Source organism: Vibrio sp. 10N.222.55.C7, from assembly GCF_041473335.1.
Lineage (GTDB): Bacteria > Pseudomonadota > Gammaproteobacteria > Enterobacterales > Vibrionaceae > Vibrio > Vibrio crassostreae_C.
In genome coordinates this window covers 35,117-57,949 of the sequence record NZ_JBFRSC010000055.1, presented here as the reverse complement: position 1 = coordinate 57,949, position 22,833 = coordinate 35,117, and the positions used below count along the sequence as shown (strand labels likewise).

General features: G+C 44.7%; 22 protein-coding genes and 1 other RNA gene. 10 read left to right on the top strand and 13 right to left on the bottom strand.

Annotation, left to right across the window (positions count from 1 at the left end):
• Position 1 precedes the first annotated feature (1 nt).
• The 5 genes from rsmE to metK form a co-directional block, all read right to left on the bottom strand.
• Positions 2 to 733 (bottom strand): 16S rRNA (uracil(1498)-N(3))-methyltransferase, encoded by a 732-nt coding sequence (rsmE, locus tag AB4482_RS19045; protein WP_136981607.1) that lies wholly within the window; start codon positions 731 to 733, stop codon positions 2 to 4.
• Between the two features lie 153 nt (positions 734 to 886).
• Entirely contained in the window at positions 887 to 1,618 is a 732-nt protein-coding gene (locus AB4482_RS19040; protein WP_136981608.1) for an endonuclease, read from the bottom strand.
• Between the two features lie 151 nt (positions 1,619 to 1,769).
• Entirely contained in the window at positions 1,770 to 2,270 is a 501-nt protein-coding gene (locus AB4482_RS19035; RefSeq protein ID WP_017067801.1) for a SprT family zinc-dependent metalloprotease, read from the bottom strand.
• Positions 2,271 to 2,350: 80 nt separating this feature from the next.
• On the bottom strand, positions 2,351 to 3,148 hold the full coding sequence (locus tag AB4482_RS19030; RefSeq protein ID WP_017067802.1) for a DUF2189 domain-containing protein: 798 nt from the start codon (positions 3,146 to 3,148) through the stop codon (positions 2,351 to 2,353).
• Positions 3,149 to 3,516: 368 nt separating this feature from the next.
• A complete protein-coding gene (gene metK / locus AB4482_RS19025) occupies positions 3,517 to 4,671 on the bottom strand; it encodes a methionine adenosyltransferase (protein WP_136981609.1) in 1,155 nt (384 codons plus the stop codon).
• A 356-nt stretch (positions 4,672 to 5,027) separates the two neighbouring features.
• Here metK and tkt point away from each other — a divergent pair, with 356 nt between their 5' ends.
• The 5 genes from tkt to mscS all read left to right on the top strand — a co-directional run bounded on the left by tkt (position 5,028) and on the right by mscS (position 12,090).
• Complete coding sequence (tkt, locus tag AB4482_RS19020) at positions 5,028 to 7,022, top strand: transketolase (RefSeq protein ID WP_102394120.1); 1,995 nt, start codon at positions 5,028 to 5,030, stop codon at positions 7,020 to 7,022.
• Between the two features lie 212 nt (positions 7,023 to 7,234).
• The gene (epd, locus tag AB4482_RS19015) at positions 7,235 to 8,284 is read left to right on the top strand and encodes an erythrose-4-phosphate dehydrogenase (RefSeq protein WP_032545627.1); all 1,050 of its coding nucleotides are present in this window, start codon (positions 7,235 to 7,237) and stop codon (positions 8,282 to 8,284) included.
• Between the two features lie 166 nt (positions 8,285 to 8,450).
• Positions 8,451 to 9,614, top strand: coding sequence for a phosphoglycerate kinase (locus AB4482_RS19010; RefSeq protein WP_017059064.1), 1,164 nt, complete (start codon positions 8,451 to 8,453; stop codon positions 9,612 to 9,614).
• 155 nt (positions 9,615 to 9,769) lie between these two features.
• Positions 9,770 to 10,846 carry a class II fructose-bisphosphate aldolase gene (gene fbaA / locus AB4482_RS19005; protein ID WP_010435694.1) on the top strand — a complete coding sequence of 359 codons (1,077 nt, stop codon included), beginning with the start codon at positions 9,770 to 9,772 and terminating at the stop codon, positions 10,844 to 10,846.
• Positions 10,847 to 11,223: 377 nt separating this feature from the next.
• Positions 11,224 to 12,090, top strand: coding sequence for a small-conductance mechanosensitive channel MscS (mscS, locus tag AB4482_RS19000; RefSeq protein ID WP_017063201.1), 867 nt, complete (start codon positions 11,224 to 11,226; stop codon positions 12,088 to 12,090).
• Positions 12,091 to 12,186: 96 nt separating this feature from the next.
• On the opposite strand, the gene AB4482_RS18995 is transcribed toward mscS, so the two are convergent.
• Complete coding sequence (locus AB4482_RS18995) at positions 12,187 to 12,816, bottom strand: LysE/ArgO family amino acid transporter (protein ID WP_372128435.1); 630 nt, start codon at positions 12,814 to 12,816, stop codon at positions 12,187 to 12,189.
• A 142-nt stretch (positions 12,817 to 12,958) separates the two neighbouring features.
• Here AB4482_RS18995 and AB4482_RS18990 point away from each other — a divergent pair, with 142 nt between their 5' ends.
• Positions 12,959 to 13,855, top strand: a complete 897-nt coding sequence (locus AB4482_RS18990) for a LysR family transcriptional regulator ArgP (RefSeq protein WP_017068706.1) — start codon at positions 12,959 to 12,961, stop codon at positions 13,853 to 13,855.
• A 111-nt stretch (positions 13,856 to 13,966) separates the two neighbouring features.
• Positions 13,967 to 14,680, top strand: a complete 714-nt coding sequence (locus AB4482_RS18985) for an oxidative stress defense protein (protein WP_017059059.1) — start codon at positions 13,967 to 13,969, stop codon at positions 14,678 to 14,680.
• Between the two features lie 112 nt (positions 14,681 to 14,792).
• On the opposite strand, the gene serA is transcribed toward AB4482_RS18985, so the two are convergent.
• The 5 genes from serA to zapA all read right to left on the bottom strand — a co-directional run bounded on the left by serA (position 14,793) and on the right by zapA (position 18,174).
• Complete coding sequence (gene serA, locus AB4482_RS18980; RefSeq protein WP_017059058.1) at positions 14,793 to 16,022, bottom strand: phosphoglycerate dehydrogenase; 1,230 nt, start codon at positions 16,020 to 16,022, stop codon at positions 14,793 to 14,795.
• A 261-nt stretch (positions 16,023 to 16,283) separates the two neighbouring features.
• Positions 16,284 to 16,940, bottom strand: coding sequence for a ribose-5-phosphate isomerase RpiA (gene rpiA / locus AB4482_RS18975; protein WP_017059057.1), 657 nt, complete (start codon positions 16,938 to 16,940; stop codon positions 16,284 to 16,286).
• Between the two features lie 124 nt (positions 16,941 to 17,064).
• Positions 17,065 to 17,664, bottom strand: a complete 600-nt coding sequence (locus AB4482_RS18970; protein WP_017059056.1) for a 5-formyltetrahydrofolate cyclo-ligase — start codon at positions 17,662 to 17,664, stop codon at positions 17,065 to 17,067.
• Between the two features lie 6 nt (positions 17,665 to 17,670).
• A non-coding RNA gene (ssrS, locus tag AB4482_RS18965) (6S RNA) lies at positions 17,671 to 17,854 on the bottom strand.
• 11 nt (positions 17,855 to 17,865) lie between these two features.
• Positions 17,866 to 18,174 (bottom strand): cell division protein ZapA, encoded by a 309-nt coding sequence (gene zapA / locus AB4482_RS18960; RefSeq protein WP_004735366.1) that lies wholly within the window; start codon positions 18,172 to 18,174, stop codon positions 17,866 to 17,868.
• Between the two features lie 308 nt (positions 18,175 to 18,482).
• Between zapA and AB4482_RS18955 the strand changes: the two genes are divergently transcribed.
• From AB4482_RS18955 to AB4482_RS18945, 3 genes are read left to right on the top strand one after another with little or no spacing between them, the layout of a single operon-like run.
• Positions 18,483 to 19,058: a YecA family protein gene (locus tag AB4482_RS18955; RefSeq protein ID WP_017059055.1), complete on the top strand. Its 576-nt coding sequence runs from the start codon at positions 18,483 to 18,485 to the stop codon at positions 19,056 to 19,058.
• Between the two features lie 24 nt (positions 19,059 to 19,082).
• A complete protein-coding gene (gene ubiH, locus AB4482_RS18950; protein WP_017059054.1) occupies positions 19,083 to 20,261 on the top strand; it encodes a 2-octaprenyl-6-methoxyphenyl hydroxylase in 1,179 nt (392 codons plus the stop codon).
• Positions 20,262 to 20,272: 11 nt separating this feature from the next.
• Positions 20,273 to 21,496, top strand: coding sequence for an FAD-dependent 2-octaprenylphenol hydroxylase (locus tag AB4482_RS18945; protein ID WP_017063203.1), 1,224 nt, complete (start codon positions 20,273 to 20,275; stop codon positions 21,494 to 21,496).
• A gap of 111 nt (positions 21,497 to 21,607) precedes the next feature.
• On the opposite strand, the gene AB4482_RS18940 is transcribed toward AB4482_RS18945, so the two are convergent.
• A complete protein-coding gene (locus AB4482_RS18940; protein WP_009847660.1) occupies positions 21,608 to 21,814 on the bottom strand; it encodes a DUF1107 domain-containing protein in 207 nt (68 codons plus the stop codon).
• Between the two features lie 557 nt (positions 21,815 to 22,371).
• A complete protein-coding gene (locus AB4482_RS18935) occupies positions 22,372 to 22,833 on the bottom strand; it encodes an aminoacyl-tRNA deacylase (protein ID WP_029235114.1) in 462 nt (153 codons plus the stop codon).

Sequence of the window (22,833 nt, the reverse complement as noted above, 5' to 3'; positions counted from 1 at the left end):
CCTAGCCTAGATCGCCAAAACGGACTTGTAAGGCAGTAATTGCGGTTAGAGCTGCTGTTTCGGTACGAAGTACACGTGGGCCGAGTAGCGTCTCTTCAAATTTGTATTGTTCTGTCATGTCGATTTCTTCAGCCGACAAGCCACCTTCAGGGCCGATCAATAGGCGTACCTTACTGATAGGTTCTGGAAGGGTATTAATTGAGTATTTTGCACGAGGATGTAAGTTCAGCTTTAATGCTTCACTCGGTTCGCTACACCACTCTTCAAGTTGCATGATAGGGCGAATGACTGGAACCGTATTGCGGCCACACTGTTCACACGCCGCGATAGCAATCTTTTGCCACTGTGCGAGTTTTTTCTCGAAGCGTTTTGTATCAAGCTTAACGCCACAGCGCTCTGAAATTAAAGGGGTAATGGTGTTCACACCAAGCTCAACCGATTTCTGAATCGTGAACTCCATTTTGTCGCCACGTGAAATCACTTGGCCTAAATGTAAGTCTAACGGAGATTCGCTGCTGCGTTCGATGCGTTCAGAAACATTAACGGTGACATTTTTCTTTGATACTTCGGCTATCGTCGCAGGGAATTCAGCGCCACTGCCATCAAATAGAAGGACTTCTTGGCCTTCTTTCATGCGAAGGACACGACCAACATGACCCGCGGCATCTTCGCCTAAAGCGAGTGAACCTAACTGATGAATGCGTTCTGGGTGATGAATACGAGGGATTCTCATGCTGGTAAACCTATAAATATGTTCATTTGGGTATTTTGTCTCTGCCTAACATGGATGCTTTTAGTTGAAAAAACAAGGGTAGAGCAAGAGTTTCAGGGGCAATTCTGAAACTCTTGTTTGAGATAGTTAGGAATGTTGATTGTACGAGCGACGTTATTTACAAGCAGGGTAAACAAATGGGTTGTGATTACCTTGGATGGCATAGATTCGCTCATCACGAGTACATTCCCACTTGTCGACAGGAAATTGCTTGTTCCACGCCATCATTAGGTTGGTCTGTTGCTTAGATAGTTTGAAACCATACTCTTGGCTCATGTAAAGGTAAGTACGCGCGATAGAGCCTTTTGCTCTGTCTGGCGGCATAACTTTACGCTGCTTGAAGTTGACCTGCATTTCACACTGACCATAGCTCACACCATCCATGCCATTCCACTGACTGAAGTTGTAGTTGGAGCGATCACCGTTAACCTCGCCAATGGCCGGAGTTAGGTTGTGAAGGTCGGCTTCCATGGATTTGAATATTTTGTCATTGCGAGTGCAGTTCTTGCGCCCACCATCTTGCCAACACTGACGCTGGTGGCCAAATTGCCAAGCTGGAACCACGTGTTCCCACTCAATTCGACTCGCCCGCTTTTGTTGTTTTCGGACTTGATAGCCACAGCCATCAAGGTCGGGAATGCCTTTCTTTTTGTCCTTCCAAGTAATGTCACAGCCGCAATAAAATGAAGTCGGATGGTCGAGGTAAATCTTCACCGCTTCTCTTTTTGCTTTGGAAAATGAGCTCGGTGGTGCGGCGAGAACGCTTTGGGTTACCAGTAGGCCAAATACTATTGTTAAGTAAAAAGACACAGGTAGGCCAAATGCTTTGATGGTGAGTTTTTGCATAGAAAAAGACTGATAAAAGTATGATAAACATCAGTCTAGCACTCAAAGGATGAGTTTCTCCATTACATTTCTATCATCAACTTAATCGAGTGTTGCTTTCTGAAATAAAAAGGATGGGGTTACCAAATCGAATAGGTGCGAGTCTAGGACTTTAGCTGAGCTGTGTGCCTGTGAAGGATAAGGTTTGATTGCACAGCTGGCAGCGATAGGTCGATTGATTTCGAAGCACTTTATTGTGTCGTCTGATTGATAATGGGTAAGTGGTGCACTCACATCGATATTCAAAGGTTTTCCCTTGAACTGAAGCTATTTCAAAGCTGTGAGTTGTTTTGGCTGGAACGTTGAATACCTTTTCCATCACGTATTTCCACTCGTTTCCGTGAGGCCTAACACGTCCGAAAACCTGATGCGTGATTAGGTGTGCGAGCTCATGCGGCACAACTTCGTTGATGAAGGCGTCTTCATTTTCAGAAAATAGTACGTGGTTGAGCTTAATTTCGTTGAGCTGAAGGTAGGCCTTTCCCGCTGCTTTACCTCTTAACTTGAAGGTGATAGTTGGGTGTGGAAATTCACGAGAGAAATGTTGATTTGCGATAGCTAGGCACTCGGCCAATTTCTTATTTGCTCGATGTTGTTGCGGGGTGTAAGACAAACGTTGTTAACTCCAAATAAAAGACCTCAGCGTTTAAGCCAAGGCCTCATCATAACATTGCTTTTTGATCTAGCGATGCTTTACACGTGATGTTTTTTCTTAATGATCTCGTGATAAGCGTGCCATGTACCATAACCAAGTAGCGGCATGGTGACGATCATTCCGATGCCGTAGGTGGCAAAACCCACCAGAATACCGGCACAAATAATACTTGCCCAAACCACCATTGCAGGAATGTTCGATTTCACGGCATTAAAGCTAGTGAAAATTGCACTCATCACATCAACGCGTCTCTCCATCATTAACGGAATTGAAAATGCTGAGATGCTAAATATGAGGCTTGCGATGACAAAACCAATCACAGAACCCGTAATTAAGAAGGGAGCGAACTCAGCCAATGGTGCGCCTTGCACTGAAGGGTAGAGCGCGTGCAATAACGCAGCGATACGCATCCAGAATATCATCGCAACCATCAACACAATCGCAAAGGCCCATTGGTGGGTCGAGTTGCGAGTGATGGCTTTCATTGAGTGCAGTAGGCTGGCGTTATGGCCTTTTTCTCTTTCCCAAGCTGCGTCATACAAGCCCAGAGCAAGAAACGGCCCTATTAGCATGTACACGATCAGGCTTGGCATTACGACCAAGTGTGTTCCTTGCCATTGGACAAGCTGAACAATGGCGATTGCCGCTCCCATAAAGCACAAACCGTAGAATGCGCTGATTAATGGCATTCTTACTAAGTCATGCAGAGCAAGCGACAACCAATGAAAGGGTGCGGAAATACTGATTTGGTTACAAGGAATGGTGCGAGCGTAATCCTTATCGCTGACCTTGTGTTTTTTATCGTTCAGTTCGGATGGGTGCGCGGTACGAGGCATAGATCCCCCTAGTTAAATAACGTCCTAGTTATAATTCCATAAGGCTCATCGATGTGGCTTGTGTGAGAGTTATGGTGTTGAGCTAAATTGCTCTTTGTCATCCCAGTTTTTGTTCTAGCGTGCATTTAACGAGCGTTATCAGGCTGAATTAATTTAAGTTAAATGTGAGCTTGATCTCTTAGGAGTTACCTTAACTATTGTCAGTAGTGTTAGAAAACACAAATTATCAGCGGTTTTTTATACTAAGTGGTTAACGGTAAAGAAGGGCATTAGAGAAGAGAATGGCGAGTGAAAGTAAGGTAAGTACATAAAAATAAAGCCCTTACTAAGAAGTAAGGGCTTTAAAGAAACAAATCGCAGTGGCTAAATTATTTTAGGCCAGCGAAGTCCGCAAGGATTACTGCTTTGTCAGTCGCTTCCCAAGGGAACTCTTCACGACCGAAGTGGCCGTATGCAGCAGTCTGCTTGTAGATAGGCTGAAGAAGGTTCAACATCTCTTGAAGACCGTATGGACGTAGGTCGAAGTTTTGACGAACTGCTTCAATGATAATTTCGTGAGCTACTTTTTCAGTACCAAACGTTTCAACCATGATAGATGTTGGATCAGCAACACCGATAGCGTAAGACAGTTGAATCTCACAACGGTCAGCCATGCCAGCAGCAACGATGTTTTTCGCAACGTAACGAGCCGCGTAAGCTGCAGAACGGTCAACTTTTGATGGATCTTTACCAGAGAATGCACCGCCACCGTGACGAGCTGCGCCGCCGTAGGTATCAACGATGATCTTACGACCTGTTAGACCACAGTCACCCATTGGGCCACCGATTACGAAACGGCCTGTTGGGTTGATGAAGAAGTTAGTGTCTTTGTTGATCCACTCAGCAGGAAGTACTGGTTTGATGATCTCTTCCATTACTGCTTCACGTAGATCCGGTGTTGTTACTGAATCGCAGTGTTGAGTCGAAAGAACAACAGCGTCGATACCAACGATTTTACCTTGGTCGTATTGGAACGTAACTTGAGATTTCGCATCAGGGCGAAGGAAGTCAAGTTTACCGCTCTTACGTACTTCAGCTTGCTTCTTAACAAGAAGGTGAGAGTAAGTAATTGGAGCCGGCATTAGGATTGGTGTTTCGTTAGTCGCGTAACCAAACATGATGCCTTGGTCGCCTGCGCCTTGCTCTTTAGGGTCTTCTTTATCAACACCTTGGTTGATGTCTGGAGACTGCTTACCAATTGTGTTTAGAACAGCACAAGAGTCAGCGTCAAAGCCCATATCAGAATGAACGTAACCAATTTCACGTACTGTTTCACGAGTGATTTCTTCGATATCAACCCATGCAGACGTTGTTACTTCACCGCCAACCATAACCATGCCGGTTTTAACGTAAGTCTCACAAGCAACACGTGCTTTTGGATCTTGTTCCAAGATGGCATCAAGAACAGCATCAGAGATTTGGTCTGCAATTTTATCTGGATGGCCTTCTGAAACAGATTCAGAAGTGAATAGGTGCTTAGCCATGAGAGCTCCACTTTTAGTTTTGGTGTAAATAGTTTATGGCGTCGCAAGCTAGGAAGCGCCGCCATTAAATACAGTATATTTTGTAGGTGTTTCTACATCTAGACGGCTATTCTAAATTCCAGCGGTCGAATTACAAGCTCTTTTTTATGATATGTCATAACTAATCGTTTGCGTATCGATCGAGATAAGCCACTGCCAAGTGATGTAAATGTTCGAAAATTGCGAAAAATGACTGTTAAAATGCCAGTAAAACGTTTGCAGTCGCAATAGTCGTTTGAGAGAATACCCGCGCTAATAAAAATGAAAACTTTAGCAATTATCTCTTTTTTAAATCGCTTATGTATCCAGGAGCAGACATGCCTTCTCGTAAAGATCTAGCCAATGCAATCCGCGCACTTAGCATGGACGGTGTTCAACAAGCAAATTCAGGCCACCCAGGCGCACCTATGGGCATGGCTGACATCGCTGAGGTTCTTTGGCGTGGCCACTTGAACCACAACCCAGCAAACCCAGAATGGGCTGACCGCGACCGTTTTATTCTGTCTAACGGCCATGGTTCAATGTTGATTTATTCTCTGCTTCACCTTGCAGGTTACGAGCTTTCAATTGAAGACCTGAAAAACTTCCGTCAACTGCACTCTAAGACTCCAGGTCACCCTGAGTACGGCTACGCTCCTGGTATCGAAACAACGACTGGTCCTCTAGGTCAAGGCATCACTAACGCTGTTGGTATGGCAATGGCTGAGAAAGCACTGGCGGCACAGTTCAACAAAGAAGGCCACGACATCGTAGACCACTACACTTATGCATTCATGGGTGATGGCTGTCTGATGGAAGGTATCTCTCACGAAGCATGTTCACTAGCTGGTACGCTAGGTCTTGGTAAGCTAGTTGCTTTCTGGGATGACAACGGTATCTCTATCGATGGTGAAGTGGAAGGTTGGTTCTCTGACGATACTCCTAAGCGTTTTGAAGCATACGGCTGGCACGTAATCCCAGCAGTAGACGGTCACGATCCGGAAGCAATCAATGCAGCTATCGAAGCAGCTAAAGCAGACCCTCGTCCAACGCTTATCTGTACTAAAACTATCATCGGTTTTGGTTCTCCAAACAAAGCTGGTACGCACGACTGCCATGGCGCTCCACTAGGTGCTGATGAAATTACAGCAACTAAAGCAGCACTTGGTTGGGAACACGGTCCTTTCGAAATCCCAGCAGATATCGCAGCTGAGTGGAATGCGAAAGAAGCGGGCGCAGCAAAAGAAGCGGCGTGGAATGCTAAGTTTGACGCATACGCAGCGGCTTACCCAGAGCTAGCAGCAGAATTCAAACGTCGTACTAACGGTGAACTTCCAGCACAATGGGAAGAGAAAGCAAACGCAATCATTGCTGATCTTCAAGCTAACCCTGCAAACATTGCTTCACGTAAAGCATCTCAAAATGCTCTAGAAGCGTTTGGTCAAATGCTTCCAGAATTCATGGGCGGCTCTGCTGACCTAGCGCCTTCCAACCTAACTATGTGGTCTGGCTCTAAGTCTCTTGAAGCAACTGACTTCTCTGGTAACTACATCCACTACGGTGTACGTGAATTCGGTATGACGGCTATCATGAACGGCATCGCTCTGCACGGTGGTTTCGTACCATACGGCGCAACGTTCCTAATGTTCATGGAATACGCGCGTAACGCAATGCGTATGGCTGCTCTGATGAAAGTTCAGAACATCCAAGTTTACACGCACGACTCTATCGGCTTAGGCGAAGATGGTCCTACTCACCAACCGGTTGAACAGATCGCTTCTCTACGTCTAACGCCAAACATGAGCACATGGCGCCCATGTGACCAAGTTGAGTCTGCTGTTGCTTGGAAACTGGCTATTGAGCGTAAAGATGGTCCTTCATCTTTAATCTTCTCTCGTCAAAACCTTGCACAACAAGATCGTAATGCTGAGCAAGTAGCTAACATCGCTAAGGGTGGTTACATCCTGAAAGATTGTGAAGGCAAGCCTGAGCTAATCATCATTGCAACAGGTTCTGAAGTTGAGCTTGCTGTTGAAGCTGCTGCACAGTTAACCGCTGAAGGTAAAGCAGTACGCGTAGTATCTATGCCTGCAACTGACGCGTTCGACAAGCAAGATGCTGAATACCGTGAGTCTGTACTTCCATCTGACGTTACTGCTCGTATCGCAGTAGAAGCTGGCATCGCTGACTTCTGGTACAAGTACGTTGGTTTCGGTGGCAAGATCATCGGTATGACAACGTTCGGCGAATCTGCACCAGCAGGTGAGCTATTCAAGATGTTCGGTTTCACTACTGAAAACGTAGTAAACACCGCGAAAGAGCTTCTTGCTTAATCATTGATTGCTAGCTTAGTGCTAACAATGAAATGAATAAAAAACCGAGCGCTGAGCTCGGTTTTTTGTCTCTGGGATTTGTTTCTCCTAGACTCATCTCTATAAGCAACAGATCAATCTGTCATGAACAAGCTGAGTTATTCAAGTAATGCCTTTTGGGTAGGATTCAGTTATCATCTGTTGCACGAAATTTTGGTTAGATGTACGGAACTATGCTAAAAGTCGCGATAAATGGATTTGGACGAATAGGGCGTAATGTATTGCGCGCTGTCTATGAAAGTGGCAAAAGCCAACAAATCAAAGTAGTAGCGGTCAATGAGCTTGCTCAGCCTGACGCTATGGCTCACCTATTGCAGTACGACACCAGTCACGGCCGCTTCGGTAAGAAAATCTCTAACGATCAAGAGCACATTTATGTCCATCATGGCATTGGTGCTGAAGACAAGGGTGAGTTTGATACCATTCGTATCTTACATCTTGCTGATATTGAGCTGTTGCCTTGGCGTGACCTTGAGGTGGATATCGTTCTCGATTGTACCGGTGTTTATGGTTGCCGAGATGACGGCCTCGCGCACATTGCTGCAGGGGCGAAAAAGGTACTGTTTTCTCACCCCGGTGCCAATGACCTCGATAACACCATTATCTATGGTGTGAACCACGATACCATCGAAGCGGACCACCAAATCGTTTCCAATGGTTCGTGCACCACCAACTGTATTGTCCCTATCATTAAGGTTCTTGATGACGCCTTTGGTATCGAGTCCGGTACGATTACGACTATTCACTCTTCAATGAATGATCAACAAGTTATCGATGCGTACCACAGCGATTTGCGTCGTACTCGAGCAGCAAGCCAATCGATCATTCCTGTCGATACCAAGTTGCATAAAGGTATTGAAAGAATCTTCCCGAAATTTTCCAACAAATTTGAAGCTATATCTGTGCGTGTGCCGACGGTAAACGTAACAGCGATGGATTTAAGTGTCACAATTAATGCAAATGTGAAAGTTAATGACGTAAATCAAACCATTGTTAATGCATCCCAGTGTACATTACACAATATAGTTGACTATACTGAAGCGCCGCTCGTTTCCATCGACTTTAATCACGATCCCCATAGCGCAATCGTTGATGGTTCACAAACGCGAGTGAGCAACGGCCACTTAGTTAAAATGCTAGTGTGGTGTGATAATGAATGGGGCTTTGCGAACCGAATGCTGGATACGGTTCTTGCAATGCAAGCTTCTGAAGGCAAGAAGTAAGACCTAGAAGCAAATGTGCGGATTATTTATTTTTTAGCTTGAAATAAATACTAAGAGTCCACATATTATTAGTAGTGAAAGAATTACCAGTTGAATAATTTATAGGCTTAGCAGGGTTGCTGAGTTTCCAAAACTTTATATTTATTTAAATTTGAGAGGACAAATCATGTCTGTGATCAAGATGACTGACCTGGAACTTGCAGGTAAACGCGTATTTATCCGTGCTGACCTAAACGTACCAGTAAAAGACGGTAAAGTAACTTCAGATGCACGTATCCTTGCATCTCTACCAACTATCAAACTTTGCCTAGAAGCTGGCGCAAAGGTAATGGTTACTTCTCACCTTGGTCGTCCTACTGAAGGCGAATACAACGAAGAGTTCTCTCTAGCTCCTGTAGTTAACTACCTAAACGACGCACTAGACTGCGAAGTTAAACTAGCTAAAGATTACGTAAACGGCCTAGAGCTAAACGCTGGTGAACTTGTTGTTCTTGAAAACGTTCGTTTCAACAAAGGCGAGAAGAAGAACGAAGAAGCACTTTCTAAGCAATACGCTGCACTATGTGACATCTTTGTAATGGATGCATTCGGTACAGCTCACCGTGCTCAAGCTTCTACACACGGCGTTGGTACTTACGCTCCTGTAGCATGTGCTGGCCCTCTTCTAGCTGCTGAGCTTGAAGCGCTTGGTAAAGCAATGGACAACCCAGCTCGCCCACTAGTGGCTATTGTTGGTGGTTCTAAAGTTTCTACTAAACTAACCGTTCTAGAATCTCTTTCTAAAATTGCTGACCAGCTTGTTGTTGGTGGTGGTATCGCGAACACATTCATCGCTGCTGAAGGCCACAACGTAGGTAAGTCTCTATACGAAGCTGACCTAGTTGAAACGGCTCAAAAGCTAATGAAAGAGTGTGCTATCCCAGTAGCAACTGACGTTGCATGTGCTAAAGCATTCGACGAAAACGCAGAAGCTGAAATCAAGCACGTTTCTGAAGTTCAAGACGACGACATGATCTTCGACCTTGGTCCAGATTCAACTGCGGCACTAGCTGAAATCATCGGCAACGCGAAAACAATCCTTTGGAACGGCCCTGTAGGCGTATTCGAATTCAAGAACTTCGAAGCGGGTACAGCTGGTATCTCTAAAGCAATCGCTGAGTCTGCAGGTTTCTCTGTAGCAGGTGGTGGTGACACGCTAGCAGCTATCGATAAGTTCGGTATCAAAGCTGACGTTTCTTACATCTCTACTGGCGGTGGCGCTTTCCTTGAATTCGTTGAAGGTAAAGTACTTCCTGCAGTAGCAATGCTTGAAGAGCGTGCTAAAGCATAATTGATTTAGAAAGGCGAGATGTGAATCTCGCCTTTTAACGTTTGCTGCATATCACACTTTTTTGCTAGAATGGCATAAGTTGTGAGCAAACGATTGCAATTTTTTAAACTTAAGTTTTTTAATCTTAAAACGATAGAATAAATAGGACTATTTCCATGTCTAAGATCTTCGATTTTGTAAAACCTGGTGTGATTTCTGGCGATGACGTACAGAAAGTATTTGAAGTAGCAAAAGAAAACAAATTTGCTCTTCCTGCTGTAAACGTTGTTGGTACTGACTCTGTAAACGCAGTACTAGAAGCAGCTGCTAAAGTTAAAGCTCCAGTAGTTGTTCAGTTCTCTAACGGCGGCGCTGCATTCTTCGCAGGTAAAGGCGTTAAACTTGAAGGTCAAGGCGCACAAGTTCTTGGCGCTGTAGCTGGTGCAAAATACGTACACGCTGTAGCTGAAGCTTACGGTGTTCCAGTTATCCTGCACACTGACCACGCTGCTAAGAAACTTCTTCCATGGATCGACGGTCTACTAGACGCTGGTGAAGAGTTCTTCGCACAAACTGGTAAGCCTCTATTCTCTTCTCACATGCTAGACCTTTCTGAAGAGTCTCTAGAAGAGAACATCGAAACATGTGCTAAGTACCTAGAGCGCATGGCTAAAATGAACATGACAATCGAGATCGAACTTGGTTGTACTGGTGGTGAAGAAGACGGCGTTGATAACTCTGATATGGACGCATCTGAGCTTTACACTTCTCCAGAAGACGTAGCATACGCTTACGAGAAACTAATGGCTGTTAGCCCACGTTTCACTATCGCTGCATCTTTCGGTAACGTACACGGTGTTTACCAAGCTGGTAACGTTGTACTTACTCCAACTATCCTACGTGACTCTCAAGCATACTGTGCAGAGAAGTTCGGTATCGCACCTAACGCTCTAAACTTCGTATTCCACGGTGGTTCTGGTTCTTCTGAAGCAGAAATCCAAGAGTCTATCGGCTACGGTGTTATCAAAATGAACATCGATACTGATACACAGTGGGCAACTTGGGACGGTATCCGTCAGTACTCTGCTGACAACTTCGATTTCCTACAAGGTCAAATCGGCAACCCAACTGGCGAAGCTGCTCCAAACAAGAAGTACTACGATCCACGCGTATGGCTACGTGCTGGTCAAGCTTCAATGGTTGCTCGTCTAGAGAAAGCATTTGCTGACCTTAACGCTGTAGACGTACTATAATTCTTTGAATTAAGTACTCTTTAAGTTTTAAAAACCCGCTCATTGAGCGGGTTTTTTTATATCTGATAAAAACTTGTACTAAATATGTGAAAAACCTAGCGTGCGGTGAATAAATTTCGTAGTCTTTTAGTTATCGGTATTTGTGTTTATCGGTAAGTTTTAATAATTCAAAAGCTTACATAAATATGACTTTGCAATCTGTCAAAGATAGGATATCGTGCCGAAAAACTGAACTTGGTTCAGTTTATAAAAAGGACTTGGCTTTAATTTACTTTTAACACAATGACTTAACGGTAATTACACTGTTTATTATATTGCAGAGTAAATGAGGCTTAAGGCAGTTTAGCCCATAGCATATTATATAGAGGATGCACATTATGGCTGATAGTTCGACAGCGATTGAGACTCCACTTGTGGATGGTTTGTCTCAAGCAGAGCAGTGGTTAACAAATAATTCAGATTTATTTATCCAATATGGCGTAAATATCATTTCAGCACTGATAATTCTATTTATTGGTAACCTTATTGTTAAAGCAGTAGCGAATAGCGTGTCTAAGGTTCTTCAGAAGAAGAAAATGGACCGAGCAGTTGTGGAGTTCGTCCATGGTTTAGTTCGTTACTTGTTGTTTGTGATTGTTTTAATTGCTGCACTTGGTCGTTTAGGAGTTCAAACGGCATCTGTAGTTGCTGTTATTGGTGCGGCTGGTTTAGCCGTTGGTCTTGCACTACAAGGCTCACTATCTAACTTTGCTGCTGGTGTACTTATCGTTGCATTCCGTCCATTTAAGTCTGGTGACTATGTGGAAATTGGTGGTGTGGCAGGTTCAGTTGATTCTATTCAAATCTTCCAAACGGTTCTAACAACGCCAGACAACAAAATGGTTGTAGTACCTAACGGTAGCGTTATCGGCAGCCCAATCACAAACTATTCTCGTCATGCGACGCGCCGTATTGATCTAATGATTGGTGTTTCTTACAACGCTGATCTTCAGAAGACAAAAGCGCTACTGACTAAGATCTGTGAATCTGATGAGCGTGTACTGAAAGAACCTGGCGTTCAAGTTGGTGTTCATACGCTTGCTGATTCTTCAGTTAACTTCGTTGTTCGTCCATGGGTTAGCACTGCTGACTACTGGAATGTTTATTTCGACCTGATGCAAGCAATCAAAGAAGGCTTGGATAACGAGGGTATCGAAATTCCATTCCCGCAAATGGATGTACACATGAATAAAGTAGAAGCTTAATTCCTAGTTAGTTTTTATAACTATAAGCTTTTATAAGGAAAGGTGGATAACTTAGGTTATCCGCCTTTTTTGTTGGTTTCATGAAGCTAAATAGATTTACCAGTATTGCTCAATAAGTCCATCGGTAAGCACCGTTGCTATGGCGAACATCATGGTTGCGACTGCGATATCAATGCCTTTCTTAACCTTAGGTTTAGATAGCGTCGGGCCTAGTTTTGCAGCGCCTAATGACAAAGAATAGAACCAGACGAACGAAGCCAATATAGTCCCCATAGCAAATGCAATTCTGTCGTTGCCTTCAAATTGCCCACCAATGGATCCAAGAATTACCACGGTATCCAAATAGAGATGTGGGTTTAATACTGTTACTGCCAATGCCCCTAAAATAACGGTGCGCTTGCCACGCGCTAATATCTCACCTTTCGACTCATCACTGGTGCGCACTTTGAATGCACTGCGTAGTGAGAGCAAACCATACACAGTCAGAAAAGCGATGCCACCTAGTGTCATTGAGGTAAGCAGTAATTCATTTTGCGACAAGATCGCTCCGCCGCCAAAAATGCCTAATGAGATAAACAGAGTATCGAGCAGGCTACAAATCGTTGCTGTCGTTAAATGATGATTGCGTTTTATCCCTTGATTTAGGACGTACGCATTCTGAGCGCCAATAGGGATAATCATACTTGCCCCTAGACCAAAACCTTGTAATAAAACCCAAAAACTCATTTTAACCTCCACTTATTTAACGATATTTACGTGCTATATGGCGAAGATACTCTGACCCTTTAAATAAGTATAATTAATGATTTTAATCCATTATTAGAGTTGCTAATGTGGTGATGAGTTAGCTTAAAAAGGAAGCAAATTGATGCGCGGATTGGATTATAAATGGATTGAAGCACTGGATGCTGTAGTAAAACAACGTAGCTTCGAAAGGGCTGCTGAGCAGTTATATATCTCCCAGTCGGCGGTATCTCAACGCATCAAACAGCTGGAAAAGTGGTTGGCTCAGCCAGCCTTGGTGAGAGAAAGCCCGCCTAGGCCAACGCCTGCGGGTAAAAAACTACTGGGCTTATATCGCCGTGTTCGTTTGTTAGAGCACGAGCTTGTGCCTGAGTTGATGAATGAAGAGGGTAATCAACCACTATCGATATCCATAGCCACCAACGCTGATAGTTTGGCGACATGGTTGCTACCAGCTTTGTCGGATGTGATTAAGTCTCGCCAAGTCGAGCTGAACCTCGCGATTCATGGTGAGTCGAGAACCATTGAAAAGATTAAAAGTGGCGAGGTGGCCGGTGCAATCAGTTTGGAGTCTCAAGCGATTCCTGGCTGCAGTGCTGACTATCTCGGTAGGATGGATTATGTGTGCGTGGCTAGCCCTGACTTTCATCAGCGTTACTTTGCAGAGGGCGTAAACTACGCCACCTTAAGCAAAGCACCTGCGGTTTCCTATGATCAATACGATGATCTGCATAAGAAGTTTCTGCATGATCATTTTAACGTCCCGAGAGACAGTGTGATCAATCATACAGTCGGCAGTTCAGAAGCATTTGTGCGCTTGGCATTATCGGGTGTAGCCTATTGCTTGATCCCCCGATTACAGATTATCGATGAGCTCGAGTCTGGTGCTCTGATTGATATTACCCCTGGCTTTCTGCTCTCTTATCGCATCTATTGGCACCATTGGCAGCTTGAGAGCGGAGTATTAAAAGAGGTATCCCAAGCAATATTGAGTTTTGCTCACAATCACTTACCTCAGTAAACTGTTGGTTTTTTCAGCGTCAAAGTTCTGTTAGAAGTGTGTGCTCTGGATTGGCTAAACGATAAATTGCTCTATGATGAAAGGACATTTGTTTAGCATAGGTCATACCTAATGAAGCTTGTACCAAAGATGTTAGCAACGTCTCTTACTCTTACTGCGGCGTTGAGTGCTGTGAGTTTTCCATCATTGGCTGACTCTCCATCCTTTCCTCATATTTCAACGACAGGCTATGGTGAAGTGATCGCTACACCTGATATGGCGACATTCTCTGTGAGAGTCGTGGAATCGACGATGACTGCTGAACAGGCTAAAAATACCGTTGATAAAGTCGTGACAGGCTTTCTAAACAAGCTGCATCAAGCTGGTGTTGATGAGGCGAGTGTACACAGTTCTAACCTGTATTTATCTCCTCAATATCATTACCCGAAAGATGGCAAACCGGAACTGGTTGGCTACCGCGCCTCACGTAATGTGACCGTTCAAGTGACTGAGCTAGCTAATCTTAATGAGTACATGGATATTGCGATTGGAGAAGGCATTAATCAGATCGACAACATCCAACTGCAAGTTCGCGACCAAGCTAAGTATCAAGAGCAAGCGCGCTTAGAAGCCATTAAAGATGCGACATCAAAAGCTAAATCATTGGCGAGTGGTTTTGAGCGCGAGTTAGGTGATGTATGGCGCGTGGATTACAACGCCCAATCTTCTCAGCCAGTACTCATGCGTTCAATGGCGATGGATGCAAGAACAGAATCGAACTCTTATGAAGACTCAACGATCACCATTCGTGATCGCGTGAATGTGATCTACCAGATCGAAGAGTAATGACAGTGCTATAGAAGGTTTTGGATCATGACGACCTAATTACCTACGATAGGCCAAATGCTAAAAAGGCTCTCATGATGAGAGCCTTTTTTATGCATTTTGAGTGCGATGATTAGTGAAGAAGACGAGCACGGATTGTGCCTTCGATCTCTTTCAGTTTAAGCAGTGCTTCTTCAGAGCGATCGGCTTCTACATCGATAACGACATAACCCATATCAGCCGCAGTCTGTAGGTATTGACCCGCGATGTTGATCCCTTCCTCAGCGAAGATGGTGTTGATCTGAGTTAGGATGCCTGGGCGGTTTTCGTGAATGTGTAATAAACGAGACGTTCCAGTATGCAGTGGTAGTGATACCTCAGGGAAGTTAACACTTGATAGCGTAGAGCCGTTATCAGAGTATTTCGCTAGCTTACCAGCAACTTCAACACCAATGTTCTCTTGTGCTTCTTGAGTTGAACCACCCACGTGAGGCGTTAGGATCACGTTATCGAACTGCATTAATGGAGACTCAAACGGGTCTGCATTGGTTTTTGGTTCTGTTGGGAAAACATCAATAGCCGCACCTGCAAGGTGTCCAGACTCCAGAGCGCCACACAGAGCAGGAATATCGACTACCGTGCCACGAGCTGCGTTGATAAAGATAGAACCAGGCTTCATGCGCTCGAACTCTTCTTTACCCATCATGTCTTTTGTTTCGTTGGTTTCAGGTACATGCAAAGAGATTACGTCACACTTGTTCAGTAATTCCGTCATGGTATGAACTTGCGTTGCGTTACCCAGAGAAAGTTTGTTTTCAATGTCGTAGAAGTAAACACGCATGCCAAGGTTTTCAGCAATAATACCCAGTTGAGTACCGATGTGACCGTAGCCAATAATACCTAAACGCTTACCACGGGCTTCGTAAGAGTTGTCGGCACTCTTTTTCCAGATGCCACGGTGTGCAAGCGCGTTCTTTTCTGGAATGCCACGTAGTAGCAATAGAACCTGACCAAGAACGAGCTCAGCAACGCTTCGAGTGTTTGAGAACGGTGCGTTGAACACAGGGATACCGCGTTTTGCTGCTGCTTGAAGGTTGACTTGGTTAGTACCAATACAGAAACAACCTACGGCAACCAGCTTTTCAGCTGCATCAATAACTTCTTGGGAGATATTAGTGCGAGAACGAATACCAATGAAATGAGCATCTTTTACTGCTTCAAGAAGTTCATCTTCCGGTAGCGAGCCTTTGTGGTACTCAATGTTTGTGTAACCAGCGGCTTGCAGTACTTCTACAGAAGAAGGGTGAAGACCTTCTAGAAGTAGAATTTTAATTTTTTCTTTTTCCAGTGAAACTTTGGCCATTGTTCTCGTCCTTAAAATTGAAAGGTTGGGCAAATGCGGCGCACGTGCTACAAAATGGCTGAAAGGGGAACAAATTCACCACTTTGTTAGGAGACAAACGTTTTCCCTGTGCGTCTTCTGAACAATAAAGTAACAAAAAAAAAATGTTTTGGGTAAGAAAATTACGGAATAAGACATAATTTTACAGCAATAAAGCAAAAAAAACGGCGCCCTAGGGCACCGTATGTAATGAAGTAACAGAAAAACTCAATCTTCTATTATTTATTCTTCGATTTTTGCACCTTCAGGCGTGCCGGTGATAACCACATCAGCACCACGGTGAGCGAACAGACCAACCGTCACCACACCAGCTATACCATTGATGATATCTTCTAGTTGTTTCGGGTTTTCGATCGCCATGCCGTACACATCTAGGATCACGTTGCCGTTATCGGTTGTGCAGCCTTCGCGGTAAACTGGGTCACCACCAAGCTTAACCAACTCACGTGCCACGTATGAACGTGCCATTGGGATTACTTCAACAGGCAGTGGGAATTTACCCAACACATCAACTGCTTTAGTACCGTCAACAATACACACAAACTTATCAGAGATAGCCGCTACGATTTTTTCACGAGTCAAAGCAGCGCCGCCGCCTTTGATCATATCGCGAGTTGGGTTGATTTCATCTGCGCCATCAACATAGATGTCTAGCTTAGCGACATCGTTACACTCATACACTTTGATCTCTAGCTCTTCTAGTCGCTGCGTTGAAGCAACAGAGCTTGAAACCGCACCTTTGATTTTGTCTTTCATTGTGCCTAGTGCGTCGATGAAGTGATTTACTGTAGAGCCAGTACCTACACCTACAATGCTGCCTTCTTCAACATATTGAAGTGCTGCCCAGCCAGCTGCTTTTTTCATTTCATCTTGAGTCATGCCATTCTCCTGAATAAGGTCTTGCGCTTTGAATTGATCGTTTGCGTAATGATGAAGTTAACGTTTAGATATTGAGTTAACGTTTCTATATCGAGGTTAACGTTTGCGGCGCGATTATAGCGCTTTAATGGTTGTTTTCCCATTGCCAAGTTTTACTCGGAGTCACGATTTTAGGTAACGGAATGTCCCATTCTTCAATCGGTAGCGTATCAACATGTTGGCAATCATGAGCCAAACCAATAGGAGCTGCACCTTCGCCCGTCTCGAACCACTTTGCCAAGGTGCGATCGTAATATCCGCCGCCCATACCTAAACGATGGCCATGGGAGTCAAAGCCGACAAGGGGCGTAAGAATAAGGTCGAGTTGCTGACAAGGTTTAACCAGCATTTGATTGAGCTGAGGTTCGACAATACCGTACTTATTCAAGACCGTCGGTGTGGTTGGCGAGTAGTGTAAAAACAGCAGGTGCCCGGCAGAGAAGGGGTGCAATACTGGTAAATAAGTTTGCTTACCTTGCGCCCATAACCATTCGATTAAAGGCTGAGTATCGAGTTCGCCATCGATAGAGATATAGAGGGCAATATGCTGAGCAGACTGAATTTCATCAAGCTGCATGCACTGCTTAACTAAGTCGATACCGGATTGAGTTTGTTGGTCGCCAGATAAGGCATTGCGTTTGATACGGATCTGTTTGCGAAATTCGCTGCGTGTGAGCGTCTTCATAAGAAGGGATACCCCAAAGTGCCGTTGAGAATAGATGGCCCTTGAACCAGCGAGTTCAAGGCGGATCAGCAATGATTACCGTAGGCTTCTCGGTCGGGCCGAGCATGCTCAATAGCACTCAAGTACTAACCCTTAGGGATTGCTTATCGGCTCGGGGACGTGAATCCTCTGACAAACACTCCAGGGTAAATTTTGTGTACGCTATTGCTGTCCGTGCTTAACTTTACTGAGGACATCTGAAAGTGATGTCGTGAGCTGTTCCATTCGCTCGGTCAGTGCGTTTTGTTCATCATTTGCTTCAAACTTCTTGGTTTGTAATTCGTAGCAAATATTCAGAGCTGCGATAGTCAGCAGCTTCACTTCATTGGTTACCTTAGTACGTTCAGCCATCTCTTTCAATCGATTATCAAGATCGGCCGCCGCTGCAATCAATGACTCTTCTTGCCCTGGTGGACAATTCACTCGAGTCAGTTTTCCTAATATTTCAACGTCTACCGCTTGATTACTCATGATGGATGAACTCTTTAACGCGCTATTTTAAGGCTGTTGCCCTTCGCCATTTTTTGAGAAAGAAAAAGTGCAAGTACCGATGAGGAAGCAATCTCCTCTGAGGGAGAAACTATAGGTAAACCGCTATTAAGATTCAAGCTTTTCAGAGTGACTGTTTGTAAATGAGAGCTTGAGCACACAGTAATTCAGCAAATTGAACAATTGGTAGTCAGTCATCCTTCAATTGCTGGGGATCGATGCTTACCAGAATTGGGGTGAAGTGGTACGATTATACTATCGATATAAAGAATAACTGAGCGAGCTATCTGATGAGCGAAACTACTTTACCTGACTACCTAACGGTTGCGACTGAACTTCAATCGGCAAGTCTAGCCGTAACCCCTGCTGAGATGCACGGTTTATTAACGGGTATGTTAAGCGGAGGCTTAAGCCTTGCAGATAAAAGCTGGCAACCACTGATCTTCGATTACACCAATGAAGGCATGGGTTGGCCAGATCGCGCATTAACGCTAGCGGAAGCGACACTGAAAGTAACGACCAGTGAAATCACAGGTTCGGGTATGGAATTGTCTATGTTGCTGCCTGACGAAGACGCAAGCGCAAGCCTATTTGACTTGGCTGATGGTGTGTCTGATTGGATTAACCATTTCATTACTGGTCTAGGCTTGGTTGGCGCTCAATTGAACAAAGCGTCTGACAGTACAAAAGAAGCATTAGCTGATCTAGAAGAGATGGCTAAGCTAGGCATTGACGAAGAAGATGATCTGGAAGAGCAAGCGCAGCTTCTAGAGCACGTTATTGAGCACGTAAAAGCGTGTGCACTAACGATTCATGCTGAATTTGGTGCTCGCCCATCTGAAGATGCGGCGCCTACCATTCATTAATTCGTTGGCCGGTTTGAGGTTATGATGGCTCAGTATGATGTTGTAATTGCTGGTGGCGCAATGGCAGGGGCAACCTTAGCCCTTGCTTTGAATCACCTAAGCCAAGGTTCACTGTCGATTGCGGTAGTGGAGCCTTATCAGGTTGATCATCAAGCTCACCCTGGGTTTGATTCTCGTTCGATTGCTTTGTCCTATGGCACGGTGCAGATCCTGGATTCTTTGCGCTTATGGCAATCTATCGCTCCGGTCGCGACCCCGATTAAAGATATCCATGTTTCGGATCGCGGGCATGCCGGAATGACAGACATCTACAGTGAAGAGCTTGCTGTAGATGCGCTTGGCTACGTGGTCGAGTTAGCAGATGTGGGTCGAATCTATCAGCAGAAACTTGAATCAGAAGCGGCAATTACCATGCTTTGTCCTGAGTCTGTTAGTAAAGTTGAACGTGAAGAAGCGTTGACGACGATTGAACTGACAAGTGGGCAAACAGTAACCACTAAGTTACTGGTTGCTGCTGACGGTGCAATCTCAACCTGTTGCCAACAGCTCAATATCTCATTGAGTGAGCACGACTTTGAGCAAGTCGCTGTGATTGCCAATATTGTGGCGAGTGAACCTCACCAAGGTCGCGCATTTGAGCGTTTTACCCATCATGGGCCAGTTGCTCTATTACCGATGAGTGACAACCGTTTATCGTTGGTTTGGTGTTTAACACCAGAGCAAGCACAAAAAGTGATGACGCTAAACGACAATGAATTTCTTGAGCAATTGCAGAATGACTTTGGCTGGCGACTTGGCCGATTAGAGAAGGTCGGCAAGCGCGCGAGTTACCCTCTGATTCTTCGTCACCGACAGCAAAATATCTCTCATCGATTTGCCATTGTTGGTAATGCTGCTCAAACGCTTCACCCAATTGCGGGGCAAGGCTTTAACCTAGGCATCCGAGATGTGGCTTCCTTGGCAGAAGAGTTGTGTACCCAGTTAGATGATGTAGGTCGTTACCGTGGTCTTGTTAACTTTAGAAAGCGTAGAGAACAAGACCGAGACGCAACGATCACGTTGACTTCAAGCCTAGTTCACCTGTTCTCAAACGATTATATGACCGCTCGCATTGGGCGTAATCTTGGGTTAGCCGTAATAGATAACCTTCCACCACTTAAAGGTCCACTTTTGCGTCATACGCTTGGCCTAGTAGAAAGATAAGGTAATAAATAATGATGCAAAGTGTTGATATCGCGATTGTTGGTGGTGGCATGGTTGGCCTAGCGCTTGCTGCTGCCCTAAAAGACAGTGACCTAAGAATCGCTGTCATTGAAGGCAGAGCGCCTAGTGAAGGGCTGAGTGAGCTGCCTGATGTGCGTGTATCCGCGTTGAGTCGTTCTAGTGAAGTGATTCTTCGTAACCTAGGTGCATGGCAAGGTATCGAACAAAGACGCGCTGCACCGTATCAAGCGATGGAAGTGTGGGAACAAGACAGTTTCGCTCGTATTGAGTTTGACTCGACACGCTTGGCTCAGCCTAATCTTGGTCATATCGTTGAAAACCGTGTGATTCAATTAGCGCTGCTTGATCAGGTTAAGAAACAAGACAACGTCAGCCTGTATATGCCCGCAACGTGTAAAACGATGGCGATTGGTGAAAGTGAAGCTTGGTTAACATTGGACAATGGTCAAGCACTGACAGCTAAGTTAGTTGTTGGAGCAGACGGCGCAAACTCTTGGGTTCGTAAGCAGCAAGATATCCCATTAACACATTGGGATTACGGACACAGTGCGATTGTCGCGAACATCAAAACCACAGAGCCGCACCACAGCGTTGCTCGTCAAATCTTCACGCCTCAAGGCCCATTGGCATTCCTACCAATGCAACCAAGCAACATGAGCTCGATTGTTTGGTCTACGGAACCAAATCGTGCCGAGAACCTCGTATCAATGTCGGATGCTGAATTCAACAAGCAGTTAACAGCTGAGTTCGATGCAAAGCTGGGCTTATGTGAAGTGGTTGGTGACCGTTTTGCCTTCCCACTGCGCATGCGTTATGCGCGTGACTTTGCGGTAGAGCGTGTGGCTTTGGTTGGTGATGCTGCTCATACCATTCACCCATTAGCAGGGCAGGGTGTGAACCTTGGCTTATTAGACGCAGCAAGCTTAGCGCAAGAGCTGTTAAAGCTATGGTCTGCGGGTGAGGATATTGGCACCAAGCGTAATCTTCGCGGCTACGAGCGCTGGAGAAAAGCTGAGGCGGCGAAAATGATTGCTTCAATGCAGGGCTTTAAAGATCTGTTTGAAGGCGATAATCCGGCTAAGAAGCTAATTCGTGGTATCGGTATGAAGCTTGCTGGTCAATTACCGGGTGCGAAAGATGAGATAATGAAGCGAGCGCTGGGTTTGTCGGGCAATCTTCCTGACTTAGCTAAGCGTCCAGTGACTCATCGATAATGACATAGTGTTCTGGTGGTATATCGAATCATCATTGATACGAAAATTGGTACGAAAAAAGGGTTGGCATAATGCCAACCCTTTTTGTTTTTAATTCTGTAGATAATCAGGTCATGCGTACGCGCAGCGCAGTTTCATGATTTCACTATTTATTTCTTTCACTGTTTGAAAGTGACGTTTTTCTGCTCGGTCTGGTAGCACTAGCTTACCGTTATCAAACTCAAATTTTCCTACGCCGTAAATGTAGATTCGTCCTTTGAAAAGTCGACTTACATGTTTAGCAATCATACTCGGTGTATAGCGCTTAAACAGTCTCATTCTTAATTATCCTTATATTTACCTAGCCTGCATATTATAGAAAAACTCCGAGATAATAATTGTGATAAGCATGGAGTTATATGCAGTAGCGTTGACGTTAATTAGATATTTGTGCTGTTCTAAGCACTTTCTTCAGTAAATATCTATTTTTACGTGAGCTCCTCCCCAAAATAATACTGAGTAGTGAACTGCCGTGAACTTTTCTGTTCAGTATTAAGCAGTGATAATGTTACAAGTATAAGAATAGGCGGGATTTTTTTGTTTGTGTAATCAAATTGTAAATTTCGGACAAAAAAAAGCCCGTCTAAAACGGGCGAATAGTCACAGATGCATTACACAAAAGTGGATACTGATGTTACTCAGTGGATTCACTTGCACTGATTTGCTTAATAGCTAGTCAGTAAATTTACAATAACGCAAATTTAACTTTGTGACTACTTATGCTTTTATTTTGAGTAACTATTTATTAATGGTGTGTTCTTCTTATGACGAGGTTCACACTAAAAATGTACTCAATGAAATATTAAAATGAAGTTTGCGAAGCATGATCTAAACGATCATCGACTGATGTCCGCGACGGTCGGTGCACATAGCGCCATAAGATCATTGAGATCCAGCGCAACGCCAGCCATTCGGTCGCCGGAGCTAATGGTTACGGTCGAGTTGTTTTGAATGGAAGGATCAAAAATGATCGGCATGTGTCTCTTGAGAGCGAGCGGACCAACACAACCCACTTTAAAACCGGTGATCGCTTCAACATCTGCGAGCGACACGCAGGTCATTCGACGGCAATTCAGTACCGAGCGTACTTTCTTGGGGTCGACAGAGCGATCGCCAGCAGTACAGGCTAACGCATACTGGTTGCCCATATCCTTGAGCAGGATGCACTTCACCATTTGAGAGGCGTCGATGCCTCGCTCTTGTGCAGTTTCTTCAATGCTGGTGGTTGGCTTGCTTTGCATCAGCAGGCGATAATTCACCTGCTGTTGATCCAGCCATTGTGTAATCTGCGTTTCCAC

Excerpts from the sequence above, each read along its gene's own strand:
- rsmE (WP_136981607.1), bottom strand. The coding sequence starts at position 733 with ATGAGAATCCCTCGTATTCATCACCCAGAACGCATTCATCAGTTAGGT.
- AB4482_RS19040 (WP_136981608.1), bottom strand. The coding sequence starts at position 1,618 with ATGCAAAAACTCACCATCAAAGCATTTGGCCTACCTGTGTCTTTTTAC.
- AB4482_RS19030 (WP_017067802.1), bottom strand. The coding sequence starts at position 3,148 with ATGCCTCGTACCGCGCACCCATCCGAACTGAACGATAAAAAACACAAG.
- metK (WP_136981609.1), bottom strand. The coding sequence starts at position 4,671 with ATGGCTAAGCACCTATTCACTTCTGAATCTGTTTCAGAAGGCCATCCA.
- tkt (WP_102394120.1), top strand. The coding sequence starts at position 5,028 with ATGCCTTCTCGTAAAGATCTAGCCAATGCAATCCGCGCACTTAGCATG.
- epd (WP_032545627.1), top strand. The coding sequence starts at position 7,235 with ATGCTAAAAGTCGCGATAAATGGATTTGGACGAATAGGGCGTAATGTA.
- AB4482_RS19010 (WP_017059064.1), top strand. The coding sequence starts at position 8,451 with ATGTCTGTGATCAAGATGACTGACCTGGAACTTGCAGGTAAACGCGTA.
- fbaA (WP_010435694.1), top strand. The coding sequence starts at position 9,770 with ATGTCTAAGATCTTCGATTTTGTAAAACCTGGTGTGATTTCTGGCGAT.
- mscS (WP_017063201.1), top strand. The coding sequence starts at position 11,224 with ATGGCTGATAGTTCGACAGCGATTGAGACTCCACTTGTGGATGGTTTG.
- AB4482_RS18995 (WP_372128435.1), bottom strand. The coding sequence starts at position 12,816 with ATGAGTTTTTGGGTTTTATTACAAGGTTTTGGTCTAGGGGCAAGTATG.
- AB4482_RS18990 (WP_017068706.1), top strand. The coding sequence starts at position 12,959 with ATGCGCGGATTGGATTATAAATGGATTGAAGCACTGGATGCTGTAGTA.
- AB4482_RS18985 (WP_017059059.1), top strand. The coding sequence starts at position 13,967 with ATGAAGCTTGTACCAAAGATGTTAGCAACGTCTCTTACTCTTACTGCG.
- serA (WP_017059058.1), bottom strand. The coding sequence starts at position 16,022 with ATGGCCAAAGTTTCACTGGAAAAAGAAAAAATTAAAATTCTACTTCTA.
- rpiA (WP_017059057.1), bottom strand. The coding sequence starts at position 16,940 with ATGACTCAAGATGAAATGAAAAAAGCAGCTGGCTGGGCAGCACTTCAA.
- AB4482_RS18970 (WP_017059056.1), bottom strand. The coding sequence starts at position 17,664 with ATGAAGACGCTCACACGCAGCGAATTTCGCAAACAGATCCGTATCAAA.
- zapA (WP_004735366.1), bottom strand. The coding sequence starts at position 18,174 with ATGAGTAATCAAGCGGTAGACGTTGAAATATTAGGAAAACTGACTCGA.
- AB4482_RS18955 (WP_017059055.1), top strand. The coding sequence starts at position 18,483 with ATGAGCGAAACTACTTTACCTGACTACCTAACGGTTGCGACTGAACTT.
- ubiH (WP_017059054.1), top strand. The coding sequence starts at position 19,083 with ATGGCTCAGTATGATGTTGTAATTGCTGGTGGCGCAATGGCAGGGGCA.
- AB4482_RS18945 (WP_017063203.1), top strand. The coding sequence starts at position 20,273 with ATGATGCAAAGTGTTGATATCGCGATTGTTGGTGGTGGCATGGTTGGC.
- AB4482_RS18940 (WP_009847660.1), bottom strand. The coding sequence starts at position 21,814 with ATGAGACTGTTTAAGCGCTATACACCGAGTATGATTGCTAAACATGTA.